This is a genomic window from Bradyrhizobium erythrophlei (assembly GCF_900129425.1).
GTDB lineage: Bacteria > Pseudomonadota > Alphaproteobacteria > Rhizobiales > Xanthobacteraceae > Bradyrhizobium > Bradyrhizobium erythrophlei_C.
Genome location: NZ_LT670817.1, coordinates 8,944,923 through 8,966,767, shown reverse-complemented (window position 1 = coordinate 8,966,767; position 21,845 = coordinate 8,944,923). Strand labels below are relative to the sequence as shown.

Annotated in this window: 17 protein-coding genes; 2 read left to right on the top strand and 15 right to left on the bottom strand. The window is 61.6% G+C overall.

Going from position 1 to position 21,845, the window contains the following annotated elements; all coding sequences use genetic code 11:
* Positions 1–74 precede the first annotated feature (74 nt).
* The 3 genes from B5527_RS42665 to B5527_RS42655 are packed head-to-tail and all read right to left on the bottom strand — an operon-like array spanning position 75 to position 4,076.
* Positions 75–1,460 carry a spinster family MFS transporter gene (locus tag B5527_RS42665; RefSeq protein ID WP_079606847.1) on the bottom strand — a complete coding sequence of 462 codons (1,386 nt, stop codon included), beginning with the start codon at positions 1,458–1,460 and terminating at the stop codon, positions 75–77.
* Entirely contained in the window at positions 1,396–2,409 is a 1,014-nt protein-coding gene (locus B5527_RS42660; protein ID WP_079606846.1) for an NAD(P)/FAD-dependent oxidoreductase, read from the bottom strand. The genes B5527_RS42665 and B5527_RS42660 overlap by 65 nt, the downstream gene beginning before the upstream one ends.
* Entirely contained in the window at positions 2,409–4,076 is a 1,668-nt protein-coding gene (locus tag B5527_RS42655) for a UGSC family (seleno)protein (protein ID WP_079606845.1), read from the bottom strand. Before B5527_RS42655 ends, B5527_RS42660 begins: the two co-directional genes overlap by 1 nt.
* A 237-nt stretch (positions 4,077–4,313) precedes the next feature.
* Between B5527_RS42655 and B5527_RS42650 the strand changes: the two genes are divergently transcribed.
* Positions 4,314–4,793, top strand: a complete 480-nt coding sequence (locus tag B5527_RS42650) for a MarR family winged helix-turn-helix transcriptional regulator (RefSeq protein WP_079606844.1) — start codon at positions 4,314–4,316, stop codon at positions 4,791–4,793.
* 150 nt (positions 4,794–4,943) lie between these two features.
* Here B5527_RS42650 and B5527_RS42645 read toward each other — a convergent pair whose 3' ends face one another.
* From B5527_RS42645 to B5527_RS42590, 12 genes are all read right to left on the bottom strand, one after another.
* Complete coding sequence (locus B5527_RS42645) at positions 4,944–5,342, bottom strand: RidA family protein (RefSeq protein ID WP_172842648.1); 399 nt, start codon at positions 5,340–5,342, stop codon at positions 4,944–4,946.
* Between the two features lie 93 nt (positions 5,343–5,435).
* Positions 5,436–5,759, bottom strand: coding sequence for a chorismate mutase (locus B5527_RS42640; protein WP_154072808.1), 324 nt, complete (start codon positions 5,757–5,759; stop codon positions 5,436–5,438).
* Positions 5,760–5,761: 2 nt separating this feature from the next.
* Positions 5,762–6,742 (bottom strand): Bug family tripartite tricarboxylate transporter substrate binding protein, encoded by a 981-nt coding sequence (locus B5527_RS42635; RefSeq protein WP_172842815.1) that lies wholly within the window; start codon positions 6,740–6,742, stop codon positions 5,762–5,764.
* 107 nt (positions 6,743–6,849) lie between these two features.
* On the bottom strand, positions 6,850–8,730 hold the full coding sequence (locus B5527_RS42630) for a gamma-glutamyltransferase family protein (RefSeq protein WP_154072807.1): 1,881 nt from the start codon (positions 8,728–8,730) through the stop codon (positions 6,850–6,852).
* A gap of 42 nt (positions 8,731–8,772) precedes the next feature.
* Complete coding sequence (glyA, locus tag B5527_RS42625) at positions 8,773–10,065, bottom strand: serine hydroxymethyltransferase (RefSeq protein ID WP_079606841.1); 1,293 nt, start codon at positions 10,063–10,065, stop codon at positions 8,773–8,775.
* Positions 10,066–10,074: 9 nt separating this feature from the next.
* Entirely contained in the window at positions 10,075–11,448 is a 1,374-nt protein-coding gene (locus B5527_RS42620; RefSeq protein ID WP_079606840.1) for an L-serine ammonia-lyase, read from the bottom strand.
* A gap of 11 nt (positions 11,449–11,459) precedes the next feature.
* Positions 11,460–12,047: a sarcosine oxidase subunit gamma gene (locus B5527_RS42615; RefSeq protein WP_079606839.1), complete on the bottom strand. Its 588-nt coding sequence runs from the start codon at positions 12,045–12,047 to the stop codon at positions 11,460–11,462.
* The gene (locus B5527_RS42610; RefSeq protein WP_079606838.1) at positions 12,040–15,036 is read right to left on the bottom strand and encodes a sarcosine oxidase subunit alpha; all 2,997 of its coding nucleotides are present in this window, start codon (positions 15,034–15,036) and stop codon (positions 12,040–12,042) included. Before B5527_RS42610 ends, B5527_RS42615 begins: the two co-directional genes overlap by 8 nt.
* Positions 15,033–15,329, bottom strand: coding sequence for a sarcosine oxidase subunit delta (locus tag B5527_RS42605; protein ID WP_079606837.1), 297 nt, complete (start codon positions 15,327–15,329; stop codon positions 15,033–15,035). The genes B5527_RS42610 and B5527_RS42605 overlap by 4 nt, the downstream gene beginning before the upstream one ends.
* Positions 15,330–15,347: 18 nt before the next feature.
* Positions 15,348–16,601: a sarcosine oxidase subunit beta family protein gene (locus B5527_RS42600; RefSeq protein ID WP_079606836.1), complete on the bottom strand. Its 1,254-nt coding sequence runs from the start codon at positions 16,599–16,601 to the stop codon at positions 15,348–15,350.
* Positions 16,602–16,800: 199 nt separating this feature from the next.
* Positions 16,801–17,850, bottom strand: coding sequence for a CobW family GTP-binding protein (locus B5527_RS42595; RefSeq protein ID WP_079606835.1), 1,050 nt, complete (start codon positions 17,848–17,850; stop codon positions 16,801–16,803).
* Complete coding sequence (locus B5527_RS42590; protein ID WP_079606834.1) at positions 17,847–19,505, bottom strand: amidohydrolase; 1,659 nt, start codon at positions 19,503–19,505, stop codon at positions 17,847–17,849. Before B5527_RS42590 ends, B5527_RS42595 begins: the two co-directional genes overlap by 4 nt.
* A gap of 305 nt (positions 19,506–19,810) precedes the next feature.
* Between B5527_RS42590 and B5527_RS42585 the strand changes: the two genes are divergently transcribed.
* Positions 19,811–21,637 (top strand): CocE/NonD family hydrolase, encoded by a 1,827-nt coding sequence (locus tag B5527_RS42585; protein ID WP_079607923.1) that lies wholly within the window; start codon positions 19,811–19,813, stop codon positions 21,635–21,637.
* Positions 21,638–21,845 lie beyond the last annotated feature (208 nt).

Below are 21,845 nucleotides of genomic sequence, written 5' to 3'. Positions count from 1 at the left end.
TGTCCTCCGGTTCGGCGATTTCGCCGTGATCGGTTGTTGTCCGCCTGTTGCCGGCGGTATTGGGGAGCGCACGGTCACGATGAGCCGCCCGCCTGCATGCGCTGGTAGGCCAGCGCATAAGGTTTCACCGCGCTGAAGATCAGGAGCAGGATCACCGGTCCGACCATCAGGGTAAAGCCCGACAGCGCGTAGCGCAGCATCGCCTCGTCGTGAAATACTTTATCCGTGATCAGCGCAATAGCGGTCGGCCCGAAACCGCCGCCGACCACGCTGATCGAGAACAGATAAAGTGCGCTGATCTGTCCGCGCATCTCGTTGGGCGTCACGATCTGGATGGCGGCGTTCTGCCCCGGCGCCGTCATGCTCCACGCCGTAAAGCCGAGAAAGCCCGAGGCCAGTGAGAGCCACGGATTGGGCATCAGAGGCATGGCGACGAGGAGCGGCATGGAGAGGCCATAACTCATCAGGCAAGCGACCAGCAGCGCATCCTGGGGCCGGCGTTTGGTGAGATATTCCGCCAGCAGCGTGCCGAGAAACAGGCCAAGCGGCGTTGCAATCAGGATGGCGCCGCCTAGCAAGGGGCCGGCGCGCTCCGGACCCCATCCATAGGTGCGCTCGAAGAACATCGGCCGCCACGCCTGCAGCCCGTAGCTCTCCACCGACGCCACCGCGATACTCAGAAACAGCGGCGCATAAAACTTCCAGTTCAGGCCGAGAAAGCTCAGCACCTCACGCAACGGCACCGCGGCGGCAGATTTTCGATCGCGCCGCTTCGGTTCGCGCACGCTCACCAGCATCACCAGCGCAAGCAATAATCCGGGAAGGCCGGTCACCAGCAGCACCATATGCCAGTCGCGCACCACGAGGCCGCCCGGCAACGACAGTGGCGGCATGCCGGCAAACATCGACAGCAGAATTCCCCCGATCACCAGCGCGCCGGCCATGCCGCCGGTGATGCCGAGTTGATAGATCGCGAACGCCCGCGGCAGTTTTTCATGCGGCACCAGGTCCGCGATCATGGACATCGAGCACGGTCCCTTGACCGACTCGGCAGCGCCGACCAGCGCGCGCGCCGCGAACAATTGCCAGAGTGACTGAGCCAGCCCGCAGAGCATGGTGGCGAGGCTCCACAGCGTCAAACCCGTCGTCAGGATGACCTTGCGGCTCCTGGTGTCGGCGAGGCGCGACAGGGGGAAGCTGAACAGCACATAGGCCAGCGAAAAGGTGAGACCGATCAGAAGACTGATCGCGGTATCGGACAAGTGCAGATCCCGCTTGATCGGCCCGATCAGCAGGTTGACGATCCCACGATCGATGTTCGACATCATCGAGACCAGCGAAAGCACAACGACGCTGTACCAGGCGCGCGATGACGCCGGCCACGTCCAGGCTCCGCTAGCGGCCCGATGCGGTACGGCTTCGCTCTGCAACGCCAAAGTCGTGTCCTTCCCACTCTGCATTTTTGTTTTCGCGAACCATCCGCAGATATCGCACGGCCGATATGGCGGCGGTGGCGGCGTCGCCGGCGACGGAGGCCAGTATATTGACCGAGCCGGCGCGAATATCGCCCGCGGCTAACAGCCCCGGCCGCGAGGCGCGCATCATCAGGTCGGTCACGATATGACCGCCGGCGTCGAGCGCGATGAGGTCCTGCAGAAAGCCGGTGCGCGGCTCGAGCCCGATATAGGCGAATACGGCGCGGCAGGGCTCATGTTCGATCGCAGCGCCGCGGCGGATCGCGACGCCGGTCAGGGCTTTATCGCCTTCGATCGCGACGACTTCCGCATTCGCAATAATGCGAACATGCGGCAGTGCTGCGAGTTGCGCGATCGCGCATGGCCGCGCGGACGGAGAAGATCCGCGATGAATGAGCGTGACCTCGGAAGCATGGCCAGCCAGCACCAGCGCCTCGTCGAAGGCCGAATCGCCGCCGCCAATTACAATCACCGGTTGGCCTTTGAGCAGCGGACCGTCGCAGGCCGCGCAGTGCGACACTCCGCGGCCGGTGAATTCGGCTTCGCCGGGGACCCCCAGTTGGCGGAGCGACGAGCCAGCGGCAATGATCACAGCCCTCGTCGCAATCTCTTCGTCGGCGCAGATCACCCGGTAGTCGCTGCCATCGACCGCTATGGTTGATACGCTGTCGAGCTGCACCACGGCCCCGGCCGCTTCGGCCTGCTGCTGCAGCAAGGGCCCTAATTCATAGCCCGCGATGCCGTCGGGAAAGCCGGGAAAATTCCGGATCGTCTCGATGGTGGCAACCTGCCCGCCCGGCGCCAACTGCTCGATGACCAGCGTACTCACGCCATGGCCTGCGGCGATCATGGCCGCGGTCAGACCGGCAACGCCGGCTCCGATGACGACGACATCCGCGTGCTGCATGACGGGTTGCGCCTGACCGTCGTTCATCAGCGCCAGTCGTCGATCGATACCGTGGCGCGGTGCTTGGCGCCCATGATCTGCCAGTAGCCGTTCGTCTCGCCGCCGACCACGACGACGTTGATGGCCTCTTCCAGGAACATCGGGATCAGTTCATCCGGCTTGGCCTTGAGCCGTGTCGCCAGCGGCTCCACGCCGAGCGTGGCGTTGGGGTAGATGTAATTCTGAACCAGCTGCATGTCCCAATAGCGGCCGGCGGGCATCTGCGCCGTCTCGTGAATGAAACGGATCAGTTTCTGCTTGGTGTCGAAGCCGCCACGGTCGATGAACTGCCGCGCCGTGATCGGATCGAGCAGCAGCACCGGCGCGGTCACGGTATCGACCGCGACCAGCATATCGCGAACGTGCTCGCGCCAGTAATCCTTGCGCAAGCCGAGACCGAAGGTGGTGGAGCGGCAGCCGAAGAATACGCTGACGACGCTGTCTTCCGCCTTGTAGCCGCGCTGCACATGCAACGGCTCCCAGGGACTGCGCTCCTCGTTTTCGGCGAAGGTGATGCTGTTGTAGGTGTAGGCATTGCCGAGCGATCCCATGAAGGTATCGCCGGCAACCGAGCCGCCCTGCAGGTTTTGCGACAGCAGGCCATAGGCCCGCCCGATCGTCGCATTGGCATGATTATAAGGGCCCATGGCGCCGATGCCGCAGTTCATGCCGATCTGCTGGCGGATCGGACCGTTGACGACCACCATCGCCGATCCCGAACTCGAGGTGCTGCCGCGCGCCGTCACTTCCGACGCCGCCAGCGCCAGGATCACCGGAAAATACTCCGGCCGGGCGCCGGCCATCACCGCGTTCACCGCAACTTTTTCGACGGTGTATTCCCACGATCCGCGGTTCGGCGTCGGCTGCATGCGGCCGACCACCTTGTCCGCCTGCTGGCTGGTGGCCGCCAGCATCGCCGCGACCCGCTCTTGCGTCGGCAGCACGATCGGGAGTTGGTCGGTCCAGTTGTTACGCAAGAACAGATCGTGCAATTCGGCTTCAGTGGCGGCCTCGACGAACCGCGGCGTCGATCGTTCGCTTTCCGCGGGATGCTTACTGGCAACATTGCCGGTCAGCGCTTCAATGATTTCACGCATCACCGGAGCGCCGGTCACGGGATCGTTGCCTTCGACATCGGCGCGCAGTTCAGGCGCGCTCTTGCCCATCACCGGCTGCGGCACGAACACGCAGGGCGAATCCGGCAGGCCGCCCATGCGCGTCACCGAGCGCACCACCTTGTCGAACATGCTGGTGTGGATCGCGACCGTCGGAATCCCGAACTTGGTTTCCATTGTGATCGCGTGGGTCGAGACCGCCGGCGCGCAGGTGCTGCAATGGCCGACCCCGATGATCGCGGCATGGCCGTTGGCCTTGATCTCGCTCCACAGTTCCTGATCGTCGCGGCCGTAATAGCCGGCCAGGGAGACCAGCCTGACGGTCACGGCGGGCATATGGCTGGCAAACCAGTTCGCCACTTCCTTCAGCAATTCGATCGAATCGTCGAAGCGGCTGTCGATCAGATAGACCGTCTTGCCGTCGAGGCTTTCCAGCCGCGGTGCCAACGACTTCTTCGCCACCTTGGGCGGATAACCGACCGGGTTGAAGCAGATGATCTTGTTTTCAACGATGTGCGGAGCGGGAACGGCGATATTCATGGCGGTCGGCATCCTTCCCAAGGTTGCGCCGTTGCCGGCGCGCTTTTATTTCGATTTGCGTGGCCTTGAGGCCCGCGCTTGGGGGCAATAATGGCTCAGGAAAATTCGTTGTCAATGAGATAATCTGTAATAAGATGATCTTGGTGCCCTTGAGCTATGGGGGCTTGGCGGGCATAAGCACGGGCGCTGCGGCAACCCCGCATTGAGGAATGGAACAAGACGTTGAGCACAGTGGAAATGCCCGAAACAGCCGCCCGCGACGACGTCAAAGGCCAGGAATTGCAGCTGGGCCTGCACGGGCAGCGTCTGGGATTTCGGGTGCGGCGGCTGCATCACCTGCTCAGCCAGCGGGTGGTGGAAGCGTTCGCGCCTTATGGCCTGCGGCCCGGTTCGCTGACGATGATGGTGTTGATATCGGCCAATCCCGGCTATTCGCAGGTGGAACTGTCGCGGATCGGCAATCTCGACAAGTCGGCGATCGTAACCATCGTCGACGACCTCGAGACACGCGGGCTGGCGATACGTGGCCGGTCCTCTAGCGACCGGCGCCGCAATTCCCTGTTCCTGACGGCGCAGGGCGAAAAGCTCATGAAGGAAATGCACCAGCTCGCGATGGCAACCGAGCAGCCATTGCGCGACGGCTTGTCACCGGAGGAATTCGATCAACTATTCGAGCTGTTGGAAAAGGCCCGGGCGCTGGTTGCGACGGCAAGCTGAGCGCGGATAGCGAGGGCGTCATTCGGATTGAACGATTCAACTCCCTGCGTTGATTTAACACGTTTTGCGGGAGCAGGAGGCCGGGGCGAAGACTGCTGACTCTGTCGCAAGCACGGCCTCGAAGTCTCGTCGCTCACCTGGCTGCGACACTCACAACACCGCCGTTGCCTGGAATTCAATCAGCAACCCGGGATCAGCGAGATGATTCACCTCCACGATCGTGCTTGTGGGAAGGTTGTCCTTAAAGAACTCCATTCTGGCAGACACAATCTCCTTGAACTGCCGAATATCCGTTGTGTAGACGACGAGGGAAACGATGTTGGCGAGCGTGCCGCCCGCACTCTCCATAACCGTCGCCATATTTCGGATCGCCTGCCTGACTTGCTCGGCCATGTCTCCCGGCCCTACCAGCTGTCCGTTCTCATCCCTCGAAAGTTGCCCTGACAAAAAGATCAGGGACTGGGGCTGATCGACGCGAATGAAGTGATGATAGATGGTCTTACGCACGTTGGTAAAACCAGGTGGGTCGCCGCGCGTGATGGTGGTCAAGATCGCCTCACATCGTCATCCAAAATGTTAAGTCGCTTTTTGAGATCGCTTACCGGTCAAGTCAAATTGGTGAGCAACAGCGTCTGCACGACGTTATGCGCGAGGCACAGACTGTTTCTGGGCGTGCAGTGAGAGCTGTATTTCGATGGTGAAATCGTACAGGGTGCGATACACGGCTTCGATCACCGCAGGATCATAGCCCTCCTCTGCCGCCCACCTTTTGCGAGCGGCAAAAAACGAATCCCAGTGGTCCGGGCTTCTTATGCTGTCCTCATCTGGTTTGAACGCTACCGCCGAACGCACGTAATTGAGTCGTTTGCCGAGGAGGCCGATAATCTCGCGATCAATCTTGTTCACTTCGGCACGGATTTGATCCATGCCCACGCAATCCTCCGGTGAAATCGTCTGTTCGCCCACGTTTACTGCTCCACCTTTATCTTCCGCGCTTCGACTATCTTGCCCCAGCGCTCATTCTCCGAACGCAAAAATTCCGAAAATTGAGCGGCGTCGAGATATCGAACCTCAATTGCAGCTGGGCCCAAGCGCTGAGCAAAAAGCTCCGAGCCTGCGATATTTCGCATTTCGTTCTCCAGTCTTTCCTTGATCTCAGTCGGAAGCCCATGAGGCGCGACGATTCCGTACCAATTGCCGTTGACGAAATCCGCAATTCCCTGTTCCGCGAACGTGGGCACATTGGGCGCAACCGCCGGGCGCTGCAGAGACGCTGCTCCGAGAATCTTCGCCTGTCCGCTCTTCTCGATACCCAGGACGCTGTTCGGGCTCACGAAAGCCGCGTCGATCTCGCCCGTCATGATGGCGTTGACTGCAGGCGTGAGCCCTCGATAGGGAATATGGAGGAACGATGCTCCCGTTTTTTCTTCCAATGCCGCCAACGCAAGATGCGAGGTACTGCCAAGTCCATAGCTTCCGACTTTAATTCCTCCGGGAGAAGCTTTGGCAAGGTGTATAAATTCCTGGACGTTGTTCGCTGCCAGGCCAGTTCTCGCGATCAGCACGAAGTCTACCTGTGCAAGCAGCGCAATCGGTTCGAAATCGCGCGTCACGTCATACCCCAACTTCGTATAGACATGGGGATTGATCGCGTGGGTCTCTGCGGTCGCGATCATTAAAGAGTACCCATCCGCGGGTAATCTCGCGAACATCTCGGCTCCGATATTTCCGTTCGCGCCTGGCCGATTTTCGACGACGACCGGTTGTTTGAGAGCTGTCGAAAGCTGCTCGGCAACGAAGCGGGCAACGATATCCGTCGAGCCGCCCGGCGGCCACGCAACGAATATCTTAATCCCATGATCCGGGTATTCGGCGCGGGCCGCGGACACCAAAACGGCGAGGAGTAGAAACGCCGTCACAACGATTGTCTTAACTGCATCTTTATGCACGATCGAGACCTCTGGTTACGACTTACGTTCAGCGCCCCTAACCCGGCGCCCAATGATTGCCGATCCGACAGGCGCTTTCTGACGCCCCGCATCCGACCGACCAAGGGTTAACGGCCAAAAGCGTATCCTTGCATGTAACGCGGGTTCGCCGCGGCTCTGAGGATGCGACCGTCCTTCGAGACGGCTGAAATTCTTCCGAGAGACCATGCATCGACAATTTCGACCTGGTGCCCGCGGCGAATCAGGTCCTTTTGAACGGCATCGGTGAAACGGGATTCCAGCGTCAGCGATCCCGGCTTTGCATGACGGGGAAAGAACGAGCTCGGCATATGGTCGTTGTGAAACATCGGTGCGTCGATCGAACTTTGCAGATTCATGCGATGATGGGCATGGCGTAGAAAAAATACCGAACTCCATTGATCCTGCTGATCGCCGCCGGGCGTCCCGAAGCTTCCGTAAGCCTTGCCGTCCCGATAGACGAGCGACACCGACAGCGTCGTGCGTGGCCGTTTGCCAGGCGCGAGCGAAGACGGCAGCCCCGCCTTTAGCCAGAACATTTGCGCACGAGTGCCCAGCGCGAATCCCAATCCCGGAATGGCGGGTGAGCTTTGCAGCCAGCCGCCGCTCGGCGTGGCCGATACGATATTTCCATGCCGGTCGATGACATCCAGGTGCACGGTGTCGCCGCGCACCGATCCGCGGGGGCCGATCGTTGGCTCGCCCGCCCCCATCAACGCCGGCCGGCGCGATCCCATGGTAGGCTCGCCCGCACCCAATGCAGCCTTTTGCTCGCCGGCTGGTTCGACCACATAGGGAACGTCGTGGTCGTAGCCGGAAATAACGCCTGGCCGAAACTCGGAGGAAGCGGTCTCGCCGATCAGAGCGCGGCGTTGATCGGAGTATTCGTTGCTCAGTAACCTGGCCATTGGAACATCGACAAGGTTCGGATCGCCGTAGTACTTTTCACGGTCCGCAAATGCGAGTTTCGAACATTCGGTCACGAGGTGAACGAATTCTCCACCGACGGGATCCAGTTCGGACAGATCAAACCCTTTCAAAAGCGCGAGTTGCTGGAGAAATACCGGTCCCTGCGTCCACGGCCCCGGCTTCAGCACCTCGAAAGGACCATAGCTCAGGGATAGCGGATCCTCATATGTGGGCTGCCATGTCGCCAGATCCTGTCCCGTCAGCAGTCCCGCGTGACGCCGCCCGGATGTATCCATCACCGGCGTGCGCACAAATTTGTCGATCGCTTCCGCCACAAACCCTTGATAGAACGCCTTTCGGGCGCCCTCGATTTTCTGCTCGCGGTTGCCGGGCGTGTCCTGCGCGGCGCGAACGACGCGCTCATAGGTCGAGGCGAGATCGGGATTGGTGAACAACGACCCTGCCGCCGGTACACCGTTACGCAAATAAATCTCGGCCGACGTCGGCCACTCATCGCGGAACAGAGGGGCGACCATCTCGATCGCGGCAGCAATACGCGGCAGCATCACATAGCCGTCGCGGGCGTAGGAGATCGCGGTTTCCAGCACGTCTTCCAGATTCATGGTGCCGTAGTCGCGAAGCAGCGTCATCCACGCTCCGAACGAGCCGGGTACGCATGCGGGAAGAAAACCGCTGCCGGGGATGATATCGAGATCGAGCTCCGCGAAGCGATCGATGGAGGCGTTGGCTGGAGCCACGCCCTGCCCACACAGCACGCGCGCCCGCCCGGAACGTGCGTCGTGGAATATGACCGGCACTTCGCCGCCAAAGCCGTTGAGGTGCGGCTCGACTACCTGCAACGCGAAGCCAATGGCCACCGCGGCGTCGAAGGCATTGCCGCCCTTTTCGAGGATCCGCATGCCGGCAGCGGTTCCGAGCCAATGCGTCGAGGCGACCACACCGAACGCGCCGACAATTTCTGGCCGCGTCGTGAACGAGGTTTCTCCTGCGTCCGGGCCATAGCTCAGCCGGAAATTTCCAAGCGCTAGATTGTTCGACATGCCACTACCTCGTCTTCCACTCGTGATCTGTTTGCGCCAGCGCTACATGCCGCGATAAATCGGAAAGTCTCTCGTCAATGCCGCAACTTTGGCCCTGACTTTCTCCTCGACAACAGGCGCGGCATCGCTATTGGACGCGGAGACCGCATCAAGTACCTCGGCGATAAGTTGCCCTATCGCCTCGAATTCCTTCTTTCCGAATCCGCGCGACGTGACCGCGGCGCTGCCGAGCCGGATGCCGGACGTGATCGTCGGCTTTTCCGGATCGAACGGAATGCCGTTCTTGTTGCAGGTGATGTGGGCACGCCCGAGCGCGGCCTCTGCCACCTTGCCGCTCAGATTCTTCCCTCGCAGGTCCACCAACATCAGATGGTTGTCGGTGCCGCCGGACACGATGAAATGGCCCTTGCCGGTCAGCGTTGCGGCCAAAACCTTGGCATTGTCGACGACATCCTGTGCGTACTGCCGGAAGGCCGGCGTCAGCGCTTCGCCGAACGCGACCGCTTTCGCCGCGATGACGTGCATCAGCGGGCCGCCCTGCAGACCAGGAAAGATCGCGGAATTGATCTTCTTGGCGAGATCCTCATCGTTGGTCAGGATGAGGCCGCCCCGCGGCCCGCGCAGTGTCTTGTGCGTGGTCGACGTCACGACGTGCGCGTGCGGAAAGGGCGAGGGATGCACGCCACCGGCGACCAGCCCGGCGAAATGCGCCATGTCGACGAAAAGATACGCGCCAACCGCGTCCGCGACCCGACGAAATTCGGCAAAATCCCAGAAGCGCGAATAGGCCGAGCCGCCGGCCACGATGACCTTCGGCTTGTGCTCGCGCGCCAGGCGCTCGACCGCCTCCATGTCGATGCGCTGGTCATCCGGACGCACGCCGTAGCTCACGACATTGAACCATTTGCCCGACATGTTGGGCTTGGCCCCGTGCGTCAGATGTCCGCCCGCCGCGAGATCGAGACCCATGAAGGTGTCTCCCGGCTTCATCAACGCCATGAACACGCCCTGATTGGCCTGACTGCCCGAATTGGGCTGTACGTTCGCAAAGGCGCATCCGAACAATTTTCTAGCGCGATCGATCGCAATCTCCTCGGCAACATCAACGAACTGGCACCCGCCATAATAGCGTCGTCCGGGATATCCTTCGGCATACTTGTTCGTGAGAACCGATCCCTGCGCCTGCAACACGGCATGCGAGACGATGTTCTCCGATGCGATCAGTTCGATCTCGTCGCGCTGACGGGTCAGTTCGCTGGTGATCGCGGCGGCGACCGCCGGATCGACCTCGGTGATGTCGGTGGAAAAAAACCGGTCCAGAGTCGGTTGAGTCATTTTGATCCTTCAGCATTCCGCGAGGTTGACGGCGAGACCTCCAAGCGAGGTCTCCTTATATTTCGACTGCATGTCGCGCCCGGTCTCGCGCATGGTAGCGATAACCTTGTCGAGCGACACGATGTGGGTGCCGTCGCCCTGCAAGGCGAGGGATGCCGCGCTGATCGCCTTGATGGCGCCGAACGCGTTGCGCTCGATGCAGGGCACCTGCACGAGGCCGCCGATCGGATCGCAGGTCATGCCGAGATGGTGTTCCATGCCGATTTCGGCTGCGTTCTCGACTTGTGCGTTGGTGCCGCCGAGGACGGCGGCCAACCCGGCCGCGGCCATCGAACAGGCGACCCCGACTTCGCCCTGACAACCGACTTCCGCACCTGAAATCGATGCGTTCATCTTGAACAGAGCCCCGATCGCCGAGGCCGTAAGGAGGAATCGTCGCATGCCTTCAGCATCGGAATCGCGGCAATGGTCGCGGAAATAGCGCAGTGTCGCCGGAACGATGCCGGCTGCGCCGTTGGTCGGCGCGGTGACGACGCGGCCGCCGGCGGCGTTCTCTTCATTGACGGCGATGGCATAAAGACTGACCCAGTCCATCACCTCATGTTGCGTACGGTTGTTGGAGCCGGAGGCGGCGGTCAGTTTCCGGTAAAGCGCCGGCGCACGGCGACGCACGTGAAGGCCGCCCGGGAGTTCGCCCTCCACTATCATGCCCCGCTCGATGCAACCCATCATCGCCATGATGATCCGATCGAGATGTTGCTCGACATCCTTTCGCGGCTGCCCGCTGACCTCATTGGCCATGACCATGTCACTGATCGACAACTGCGCCGCGGCCCCCATGACCAGAAGGTCCTGACCGGACCGGAATGGATAAGGAACCGGAACATCGCTTACGACGGGCGGCTGGCCGAGGTCGCGCTCGGGCGCCACAAAACCGCCGCCGATGGAACACCAGCGTTCGCTGTGGATCGCGGCATTGTCGGAATCGAAGACCGTCAACACCAGCGTATTGGGATGATGCGTCGGCGCGGTCAGACCATCGAATACGATGTCGGTGTCGGCATCGAAGGAGACAGGATGGCGATTTGCTAGGCGCAGCACGCGATCATTCCGCACCGCGGCCGCGACCGCATCGGCCTTGTCCGGATCAATCGTATCCGGCAGTTCGCCTGCAAGGCCCAGGATCACGGCTTTATCCGTCCCATGTCCCCTGCCGGTCCAGGCCAGCGATCCCAATAGATCAACGCGCACACGGGCGACGCGCGGCAAGAGGCCGGAGGCGCCGACAGCATCTGCGAAAGCCGCGGCGGCCTTCATCGGCCCAACGGTATGCGAGGATGACGGACCGATCCCAACCTTGAACAACTCGAACGTGCCGATCATCGCGCTGTTCCTCAGTGCCGGCGGCGGCCATCAGAAAGTTCACTACGCGCCTCATCCAGTAATTGCCAGACATATGGCGCGAACGAACGCCAGACATCGATGTGAAAGGTGTCGATTTCCGGCCGCGACAGCAGGATTGTCGCCTTGCCGAGAATCGTGCGGGTGCACATGCCGACCGGAAAGGCGCGAAGCGACAGGTCGAGCGGACAACCGTGATTGAGGACATAATCGCTCATACGGCCCGACACCGCGAAAGCGTCCGACCGATGGCTGATATCAACGAGCGAGCAGAAATGGCCCGCGAGCGCGGTTTCCATGCTTGCGAACAGCGCTGACGGCTGTTCGCCTGTCGCCTGAAGCAGCCACTCGTCAGGGCCGAGCCAATAGACGGCGCGACTGCCCCTCACGGCGAACCGACATGCCGTTTGCGGCAGCGAAATCCCGAAGGCGTTGCCGGCTACCTGGAAAGACGACGGTCGGCCACGGAAAGAGAGTTTCACGGCATCGGGAAGCACAGCGAGCGTCGCCGACGGGATGCTGACGGCGCTGTGGCTCACTGCCCCCAGCGAATTCAGGCGTCGAAAGGCGAGATCAAGCATTGAGACGCTCCCCTTTGGGATCGTAGAACACGGGTTGGACAACGTCGACTGCCACCGGGCCAGCCGGCATAGGCACCGACAGACGCGTACCGATCCGAGTACGTCCGTTCCGAACCAGCGCAAGGGCAATCGAGCGATCGAGTGCGGCGCTCCAGTAGGACGACGTCACATGACCGATCATGCTCATCGGAACAGGCTCTGTGGGATCGGCGACGATTTGCGCTCCCTCCTCCAGCGTCGTCTTCGGATCGACGGTAAGCAGGCCAACCAGTTGCTTGCGGTCGCTTTGCATCATGGCCGGACGGATCAGCGAACGTTTGCCGACGAAATCCTTCTTTGCCTTGCCCACCGCCCAGCCAAGCCCCGCATCGTCAGGTGTCACGGTGCCGTCGGTTTCCTGACCGACGATGATGTAGCCCTTCTCCGCGCGAAGCACGTGCATGGTCTCGGTGCCATAGGGCGTGATGCCAAAGGCCTGACCTTCAGCCATGATGGCTTCCCACACCGCGCGGCCGTATCCCGCCGGGACATTCACCTCGAAGCCAAGTTCGCCAGTGAAAGAGACGCGGAACAGGCGTGTCGGGATGCCGCAAATCCGGCCCTCGCGCACGCTCATATGCGGCATGGCTTCCCGCGACAGGTCGATGTCCTGCACCAGCGGCTCGAGGACGTTGCGCGAATTTGGCCCCTGAACTGCAATGACGGCCCATTGCTCCGTGGTCGAAGTCAGCCAGACGTCGAGATCGGGCCACTCGGTCTGGAGGTAATCCTCCATCATGGCGAGCACGCGCGCGGCACCGCCGGTCGTCGTGGTGACGTGGAATCGATCGGGCGCCATGCGGCCTACGACACCGTCATCCATGACGAAGCCGTCTTCGCGCAGCATCACGCCGTAACGCAACCTGCCGGGCTCGAGCTTGGTCCATGCATTGGTATACATGCGATTCATGAACTCGGCGGCATCCTTGCCCACCACTTCAATCTTGCCGAGCGTGGTGGCATCGAAAATGCCGACGGACCCGCGGGTTGCCATGCATTCGCGCCTTACCGCGGCGTGCATGTCTTCGCCCGCGCGGGGGAAGTAGTGCGCACGCTTCCAGAGACTGACATCCTCGAACACCGCACCGTTCTCGGCGGCCCAGTCGTGGATCGACGTCTTGCGGACGGGATCGAACAGATCGCCTCGCGATTGCCCGGCGAAGACACCGAACGTCGTTGGCGTATACGGCGGGCGGAATGTGGTGAGGCCGATCCGGGTCACCGGCAGCTTCAGTGCGTCGGAGACGACGCCGAGCGCATTCATGTTCGATGTCTTGCCCTGGTCGGTGGCCATTCCAGTGGTGGTGTAGCGCTTCACGTGCTCGATGGAGCGAAAGCCTTCACGGGTTGCAAGCCTGATGTCCTTCGCGGTGACGTCGTTCTGGAAATCGACCCAGGCACGCGTCTTCAGCGGATTGCGGCCATGCGGGGCAGCGCCGATGAAGCCATCGCTTCCAACGCTGTCCGCCTGGACGGCGAAGCGCTGCGTTACCGTGTCGCCGCCACCAATTGCCGTCGCCGCCTCCACGCCGCCCGCAAAGCCGTCGCTCAGAACTTGTTGTAGATCGTAGACACCGCGGCATCCGCCGACAGATCGTTCGCGCTCAACCGAAGCGCCCGGAATGTAGGCCTGCAGGGCGTCGTCGTAGACGAGCTTGCCGCGGGATTGTGAGAACAGGTGAACGCTCGGCGTAAAGCCTCCGGACATCAGGACCAGATCGCAGGCGATGGTCTCACCGCCGCCAGCAGGGGTAGCGCTGGCAAGATTCACCGACGCGACGCCCAGCCGGCCGCGTGTGCCAGTGACGCAGGTCGCAGGCCGTACCACGATGCCGGCAGCGCGGACGCGTTCGATCCATGGACCGGAGGGCGCGGCTCGCATATCAGCAATGGCGGCGATGGCGACACCCGCAGCCTTGAGATCGAGCGCGGCCCGATAGGCGCTGTCGCAAGCGGTGAAGACGACCGCCTTATCGCCTGGCCGCGCGCCATAGCGGTTCGCATATGTGCGGGCGGCTTCCGCCATCATCACGCCGGGCCGATCGTTATCCGGAAACACGATGGGCCGTTCGATCGCACCGGTGGCCAGCACTACTTCCCTGGCCCGCACCTGCCAGAGCCGTTCACGCGGCAATCTCGGATCGGCTGACGCGAGATGATCCGTCACGCGTTGGCACAGCCCGAGGAAATTGTGCGGATACCAGCCAAACGCGGTCGTGCGCGGCATCAGCGTCACATTGAGGTTCGCGGCCAATTCACCGAGCGCCGCGGTAACCCAGTCGATGGCCGACTTGCCATCGATGGTTGCGGTGGTTTCGGTCAACAGCGAGCCGCCCATCTCGGCCTGCTCGTCGCAGACGATCACCTTGACGCCCGAGCGGGCCGCCGCAAGCGCGGCGGCGAGACCTGCCGGTCCCGCGCCGACCACAAGCACGTCGCAATGCGCATACACGTGGGTGTAGCGATCGGCGTCGGGTTCGGCCGGTGCGCGGCCGAGTCCTGCGGCACGTCGGATCAGCGGCTCGTACAGCTTGCTCCATGCCGCCGCCGGCCACATGAACGTCTTGTAGTAGAAGCCGGCCGGCAGAAACGACGCGACGGACTCGTTGGCCGCGCCGATGTCGAACGACAGCGAGGGCCAGCGGTTCTGGCTTTCCGCGACGAGCCCATCGTGAAGCTCAACCTGCGTCGCCCGCAAGTTGGGCGTGTAACGCGAGTCAACGGCACCGACGCCAACCAGCGCATTCGGTTCGTCCGAACCCGCCGTCATGATGCCGCGTGGCCGATGGTATTTAAACGAGCGCCCGACGAGATGCACGCCATTGGCGATCAACGCAGAGGCGAGCGTATCTCCTGCGAAGCCGCCGTAGCTTTTCCCGTCGAACGTGAATCGAACCGGCCGGCCGCGATCGATGCGCCCGCCGCGCGCGAGGCGGTACGAGGCGGTCATCGCGCAGCCTCTGTCGTCGCGGCAACGGGTGGCGGCTCTCCGGTCCGGTACGTCGCCACGATCATGTCGCTGGTCGTATCGCGCCGCACGTTGAAGAAACGGCCGCAACCGTGGAAATGCCGCCAGCGCTCGGCATGCATGCCCTTCGGGTTGCTGCGCAGATAAAGATAGGCGGTCCACGCCTCGTCATCGAGACTCATGGGATCGAGCGGGCGGGCGATGTGTGCCTCGCCTCCATAGGAAAATTCGAGCTCGGGCCGGGGACCGCAATAGGGGCAACAAATCAAGAGCATGGTCGCGACGTCCTGAGTTCAGTGGGCAACGGCGGCGGCGGCGGCTTCGTCGATCAGGACGCCGTCCCGGAAACGTTCGATGGTGAAGGGTGCGTTGATCCGATGCGGCTCATCCTTGGCGATCGTCCAGGCAAAGACGTCGCCCGATCCGGGCGTGGCCTTGAAGCCACCTGTGCCCCAGCCGCAATTCACATAGAGGCCGGCAATCGGCGTCCTGGCAATGATCGGAGACCGGTCCGGCGTGACATCGACGACACCACCCCAATTACGAAGCATCCGCAGCCGCCGGAACATCGGCACCAGCTCGCAGATCGCATCGAGCGTATGACTGGCGATGTGCAGCGCGCCGCGCTGCGTGTAGGACGTGTAGGCATCGGTGCCCGCCCCGATGACCATCTCGCCTTTGTCCGACTGGGAGATATAGGCATGGATGGTGTTGGACATCACCACGCACGGAAATGCCGGCTTGACGGGTTCGGAGACCAGCGCCTGCAAGGGAAAGCTTTCCAGCGGCAATCTCACGCCCGCCATGTCCATCACGACACTGGTGTTGCCGGCGGCAACGACCCCGACCTTTTTCGCCGCAATGAACCCGCGAGACGTGTCGACACCCGTGACGGCGCCGGATGGTCCGCGCCTGATCCCTGTCACTTCGCAATTCTCGAGGATATCGACGCCTCGGGCATCCGCCGCTCGCGCATATCCCCATGCCACGGCGTCGTGCCGCGCGGTGCCGCCGCGCCGCTGCAACGCGCCGCCGAGAATGGGATAGCGCATGGCGCCGCCGACGTTCAATGGCGGACAGAACTCCTTGCACTCCTGCGGCGATAGCCATTCATTGTCGATGCCGTTCAGCCTGTTGGCATGAACATGCCGCTTGAAGCTCTGGACGTCGTGGATGTTGTGCGCCAGCATCAGCACGCCGCGCGGCGAATACATGACGTTGTAATTGAGCTCCTGCGACAGGCCCTCCCAAAGCTTCAAGGCGTGTTCGTACAGCCTGGCGCTTTCGTCAAACAGATAGTTCGAGCGAATGATCGTCGTGTTGCGCCCGGTGTTGCCGCCACCAAGCCAGCCCCGTTCCACGACCGCGACGTTCGATATGCCGTACCGGTCCGCCAGATAGAAGGCCGTGGCGAGGCCGTGACCGCCGCCGCCGACAATCACGACATCGTATTGCGGCTTTGGATCGGGCGAGCGCCACTGCCGTTGCCAGTTTGCATGGCCGCCAAGGCCGCGCCGAAACAGGGAAAGCGCTGAAAATTTCTGCATAGGACCCGTATCTGTTCAAGTAGAACATTACTACCCGCGCGCTCATTCCTGCCAGCATCGGACCGCCACCGGGATTGGATGCAGGCGACATCTGCTTGACCGGCGATTTGGAAAAATCCGTCCTCCCAAAGCCGACGGCGAGGGCCTCACCCGGGGAGCGCCGGCCCTGCGATTCATCGAGGCCTGATCACGCGGTTGCTTATCGGCACGGCGGAAAATGCCGGGAGATATCCCTCGGGTTCCACGCGGCGGACGAACCTATGACCACGAGGCGGGAGCGCGGTGGCGACGGCGACACCGCTTCCGCCTCAAGATTCTCGCGCCGCCCTACGCGCTGATAGACGAAACGACGCGCCGGCTCATTTTCAAAATGAAAAATTCCCTTCGCCCTGATCACATACGCTGGAAGCTGACGCAACGCGGCCGCCAACCAGTCCCGATCGAGCGGAACGTCCCAGCTGCATGTCCAGCTCGAGAACGCGGATGCGTGCCCTTCCATGGCGCACTGGAAACTTGAGGACCGCTTCGTGTTAACTCCAAGCACGATGTCAACGGGAACATCGGCCTGCACCACCTCGATGATCGTTCGCTGCCCGGCAAATTCCTCGAGGCGCGACCGAACGAGATGCCTGTTGCCGTTGATCAGGTCGGTCTTGTTCAGGACGACCAGATCCGCCGCCATGAGTTGGGACGAAATGGTCGGCAGGATTTCAGGATCGCGGATCCGGTTAAGGAACGTCTCCCCGTCCACCAGCGTCAGGACCCCGTCCAGCCGAATTGCCGGATTTGCCAGCGCGACCTGCGCGATGCCGTGCGGATCGGCGAGCCCACTGGCCTCGAGAACAATAGCATCCGGCGGATCGGGTCTCTGAAGCAACCGAAGCAGGGCCCTTGTGAGGTCTCCCGCGATCGAGCAGCAAGCGCACCCATTAGCCAGGCCGATCGCATCTTCGCTTCGCGAGCGTATCAGTTCTTCATCGATATTGACGGCGCCGAAGTCGTTGACGAGCACCGCGATCCGCCGCCCGTGAGTTTCGGACAGGAGGCGATTGACCAGCGTCGTCTTCCCGGCACCGAGAAAGCCGCTGATGACGGTCAGCGGCAACGATCCGGTCTTTGCCGCTGTCTGAGCAGGAATCAACCGGGCGGCCTCGAAGATTCCCGTCAGCATCGCCAGGGTTTCGCGGCCGGCTGCCAGACGGCGCAAATCTCCGGCGCCATCCGCTCCCTTTTGCGGGCCCGAAGTCATGCCGGTTGAATTCTTCCGCCGAGGACCGTGCCCCAGATTTTGATGTCCTTCAGATCCATCGGGTCGACCTCGAACGGGTCACTTTCAAGGATCGCGAAATCGGCCAGCTTGCCGGGTTCGAGACTGCCCAGTCTTTGCTCCGCGCCGAGAACATAGGCGGCGTCGATGGTGATCGCGCGCAAGGCCCGCTCGACGCTGATCCTTTCACCCGGCGCAAGCACCGTCTTCCCGTCAAGCGCAATGCGGTTCACCGCGACCCACGCGGCGGTCAACGGATGCAGCGGCACAAGGACCAACGAATAGTCGGAATGCAACGCGAAGATCACGCCTTCCCGTTCAAGCGAGCCCAGCCGCGCCACCGCCTCTGACCGGTCGGGGCCAAATCCCTCCTCGCTGTGCAACTGACTGCGATAGTGTACGAAGTAGTTGTTCACGCTGGCCACACCGCCCAAAGCCTTGAGCCGGCGGGCCTGATCGGGCGTGCTGATGCAATAGTGTTCGAGGGTGAAGCGATGATCGAACTTCGGCTGGATGTTCTGTAGCTTCGCAAGCGCATTCAGCGAGGCATCGACCGCTTCGTCGCCATTGGCGTGACAATGTATCTGAATGCCCGCTTTCCAGAACGGAAGCATGCGCTCGTGGAGCTCATCCCAGGGAACATCGTTCCTCAGACCGTTGCTGCCGTCGAGATAACCCGGGAAGTTGAGGCGCAGCGACATCGCCGGGAATGATCCGTCCGACAGGAACTTGACGCCGTGAAAGAACAGCTTGTCGTTGCTCCGCTTCATTGCCTCCAACAAGAAATCCACGGACTTGCTGCCATGGTCCGCGTAGAGCGACATCTCCAGCGACACCAGCCCCATGCGTACCGGGTAGCTGTCGTCTGGCACCACTTTCGCATGCAGTTGCCATTCATTCTCGAAGCTGCCCTTCCCGAAAATCATCTCGGCGGTCGTCGTTACGCCTGCCTTGCGGGCGATATCACCCATCCTGCGCAACCCCTCGACACCGCCGCGCTCGGCGATGGCGTCCCTCATCGCGCCGAGCGCGACACGACCGGCTTCAAGCTCAACAAACTGGCCGTTCAACCGGCCATCGGGATAACGCATCACGCCATGGACGTTGGAGTTGTCGGGCACCTTGGCCCGGACCAGCGCCGCGCTGTTCAGATAGGTGAAGTGCGGGGCATAGGAGATAACCCAGATCGGTCGCGTTGTGGAAACCTGATCAAGTTCGTCGCGATGGAGATGGCCGCCTTGTGAGGCTGGATCGAGGCCCCAGGCGATCAGCGGCGCGGTAGAATCGGGATCGGACTTGTCGGCCTCGCGCAGCTTGGCGATGACCTCGGGGCGTGTCGGCAGGCCCGGGTTGATCCCGGCCGGCCCCGGCGAATCGATCGGCCCGATATAGTGCATGGCGAGATAGCCCGCCGAAAACGCAAAATGCGTATGAGGGTCGATCAGCCCCGGCATGATGACCTTGTCTGCGAATGTGTCGTCGATTTTGTGCGGATAACGCTTGAGCCATGGCTGCATCGACTCAATCGTTCCCGTCGACAGGACACGGCCGTCCATCACAGCAACGCAGCTGGCAAACGGACGACCGGCATCCATCGTGATGACCTTGCGTGCGCGATAGACTGTGATGTCGTTCATCTTCACTCCTTCTTGCTCAATTTAATTGACATCCAAGGTCGGCGATTTGCTGTTATCGATGCGACACAATCTTTGTAGAAATTCGCAATAAGCGCCGGGTACCGCTGCTCGCTTTGTGCGGGACGCGCGGGCACCATACGCAATCGGTTGGAAGCGTGCGACACTCCGCTCGTAGATAAGCGACAAGGAGACCGTCACGCCTTGCCCGTTCGGTGCGAAAGGTGCTGATTCCGTCACCGCAATTTTGCGTTCCGCAACCGACCATGGAACGCTCGCAGGCGACGCATCTTCCGGAAATCGCAGGAATGGCTGACAACGACTTGAGAGGGAATAGCTGGATCGTACCGCCAAGCAGGTACATCCAGGGCAGGCCAGCGGCGTATCTGATACAGCGGCCCAGGTCGGTCTATCTGACGATGCGGGATGGCTGCAACATCGCGGCTGATATCTATCTGCCCGGCGGGGATGACAAGGGCACGCATTGGCCGACAATCCTGATCCAGACGCCGTATTACCGGCGTTTTGCGGTCGATCCGGCGGCGAAAGACGTCGAACCATCGCCCAACGTTGCGAAATATCGCGACGCCTTTGTCCCGCGCGGTTATGCAGTTGTCATCGTCGACGTTCGCGGCACCGGCGCGAGCTTCGGGACACGCGACAGCTTCCGCTCGCCGCGTGAACGCGACGACGCCCACGAGATCGCCGACTGGATCATCGCACAACCGTGGTCGAACGGCGCTCTCGGCGCGACGGGCATATCCTATCTCGGCGCCGCCAGCGACTTTCTGGCGAGCACGTCACATCGCGCCGTCAAGGCTATCGCACCCTTGTTCGCGGTTTGGGATACTTATCTGGACAATTATTATCCCGGCGGGATTCTGCTCACGAGTCTGGCTGACGTCTACGAGCGACTGATGCTGGGCCTCGACCAGGACCAACGAGATATCCTGAAGCAATTCTCCTATTACTCCGATCCAAACTTCCGCGGGCCGCAGCCGGTGGACGACGATGCGGATGGATCCGAATGCAAGGCGGCGGTCGCCGAGCATGCAGGTAACTTTCGCATGCCCGACTTCATGCGTGCACTGGCTTTCAGAAACGAACCTCTGCTGGACTATCAGGGCCTGTCTTCGAGCAGCATCAGCCCCTCCAGCTATTCGGCTGGAACGAGGGATGACGTCGCGGTTTATTCCGTTTCCGGATGGATGGACGGCGCCGGCTACGCCAATGGCGCGATAAGTCGGTTTCTGACGCTCCCCAATCGCAACAAATATCTCCTGCTCGGCCCCTGGGATCACGGGGCACGCATCAATTCGTCACGATGGCGTGCCGGTGAAACGCCGGAGTTCGATATTTTTGCGGAGATTGTCCGGTTCTTCGATGAGCATTTGATGGGTATCGATACCGGATTGCGGAACGAGAAGCCCGTCCATTATTTCACCGTCCACGAAGAGCGCTGGCGGGCTGCGGATACCTGGCCGCCGTTCAGGTCGTCAACGCGCTTCTTTCTTTCCGAGGGTGGCGAACTTTCGGAAGCAGCCGGGCCCTCCGCTGCGGACGGCTATGATGTGGACTTCGAAATAGGAACCGGCAATTTCACCCGATACGAGCGAATCGCGGCTATCGACAGCCGGGAGTACTACACCGACTGGAACGGTCGCGATCGCGCGATGCTGAACTACACGAGTCCCCCGCTTGCGCTGAATGCGGAGATCACGGGAAACTGCACGGCGTCACTTTGGGTTTCGAGCAACGCGACAGATTTCGCGCTTCACGTATACATTTCGGAGATATTTCCGGACGGCCAGGCGCACTACGTCACGGAAGGCTTGCTACGTGCGCTGCATAGACGCCCGTCTGATCCGCCGGCTAACTATCAAACACCGTGCGTGTTTCGCTCTTGCGCACGCGCTGATGCTCAAAGCATGCCGGTGGACCGGCCCGAGTTGCTGAGATTTTCGTTGCTGCCGGTTTCTTGGACATTTCTCGCGGGCAGCAGAATCAGGCTGTCCATCTCCGGAGCGGATGCGGATCACTGCGAAAGGATTCTCGGCGAAGATCCGCTCCGCCTTCGATTCCTGCGAGGCGGCGCGGATGCCTCATTCGTCGAGCTACCGCTCAGATTTCTGTAGCTGTACCAGCGTACAATGAGACTTATCGATTAGGCTGGGTTCCGGCCTTTCGCCAGGGCTTAACGACCTTTGCTGAGCGCTTCCTGATCTCGACTTGATGGCAGGATATCGTTGGCAACTTCAATGGCTCCGTCGCCTGATTGCTTTCGACGCGGTGGAGTGCCATGATTTTTCACATTTCTCCTGACGAGGCAAAACCGGCTATACG

Coding starts and splice junctions, on each gene's coding strand:
- B5527_RS42665 (WP_079606847.1), bottom strand. CDS start 1,460: ATGCAGAGTGGGAAGGACACGACTTTGGCGTTGCAGAGCGAAGCCGTA.
- B5527_RS42660 (WP_079606846.1), bottom strand. CDS start 2,409: ATGAACGACGGTCAGGCGCAACCCGTCATGCAGCACGCGGATGTCGTC.
- B5527_RS42655 (WP_079606845.1), bottom strand. CDS start 4,076: ATGAATATCGCCGTTCCCGCTCCGCACATCGTTGAAAACAAGATCATC.
- B5527_RS42650 (WP_079606844.1), top strand. CDS start 4,314: ATGCCCGAAACAGCCGCCCGCGACGACGTCAAAGGCCAGGAATTGCAG.
- B5527_RS42630 (WP_154072807.1), bottom strand. CDS start 8,730: ATGTCGAACAATCTAGCGCTTGGAAATTTCCGGCTGAGCTATGGCCCG.
- glyA (WP_079606841.1), bottom strand. CDS start 10,065: ATGACTCAACCGACTCTGGACCGGTTTTTTTCCACCGACATCACCGAG.
- B5527_RS42620 (WP_079606840.1), bottom strand. CDS start 11,448: ATGATCGGCACGTTCGAGTTGTTCAAGGTTGGGATCGGTCCGTCATCC.
- B5527_RS42615 (WP_079606839.1), bottom strand. CDS start 12,047: ATGCTTGATCTCGCCTTTCGACGCCTGAATTCGCTGGGGGCAGTGAGC.
- B5527_RS42610 (WP_079606838.1), bottom strand. CDS start 15,036: ATGACCGCCTCGTACCGCCTCGCGCGCGGCGGGCGCATCGATCGCGGC.
- B5527_RS42605 (WP_079606837.1), bottom strand. CDS start 15,329: ATGCTCTTGATTTGTTGCCCCTATTGCGGTCCCCGGCCCGAGCTCGAA.
- B5527_RS42600 (WP_079606836.1), bottom strand. CDS start 16,601: ATGCAGAAATTTTCAGCGCTTTCCCTGTTTCGGCGCGGCCTTGGCGGC.
- B5527_RS42595 (WP_079606835.1), bottom strand. CDS start 17,850: ATGACTTCGGGCCCGCAAAAGGGAGCGGATGGCGCCGGAGATTTGCGC.
- B5527_RS42590 (WP_079606834.1), bottom strand. CDS start 19,505: ATGAACGACATCACAGTCTATCGCGCACGCAAGGTCATCACGATGGAT.
- B5527_RS42585 (WP_079607923.1), top strand. CDS start 19,811: ATGGCTGACAACGACTTGAGAGGGAATAGCTGGATCGTACCGCCAAGC.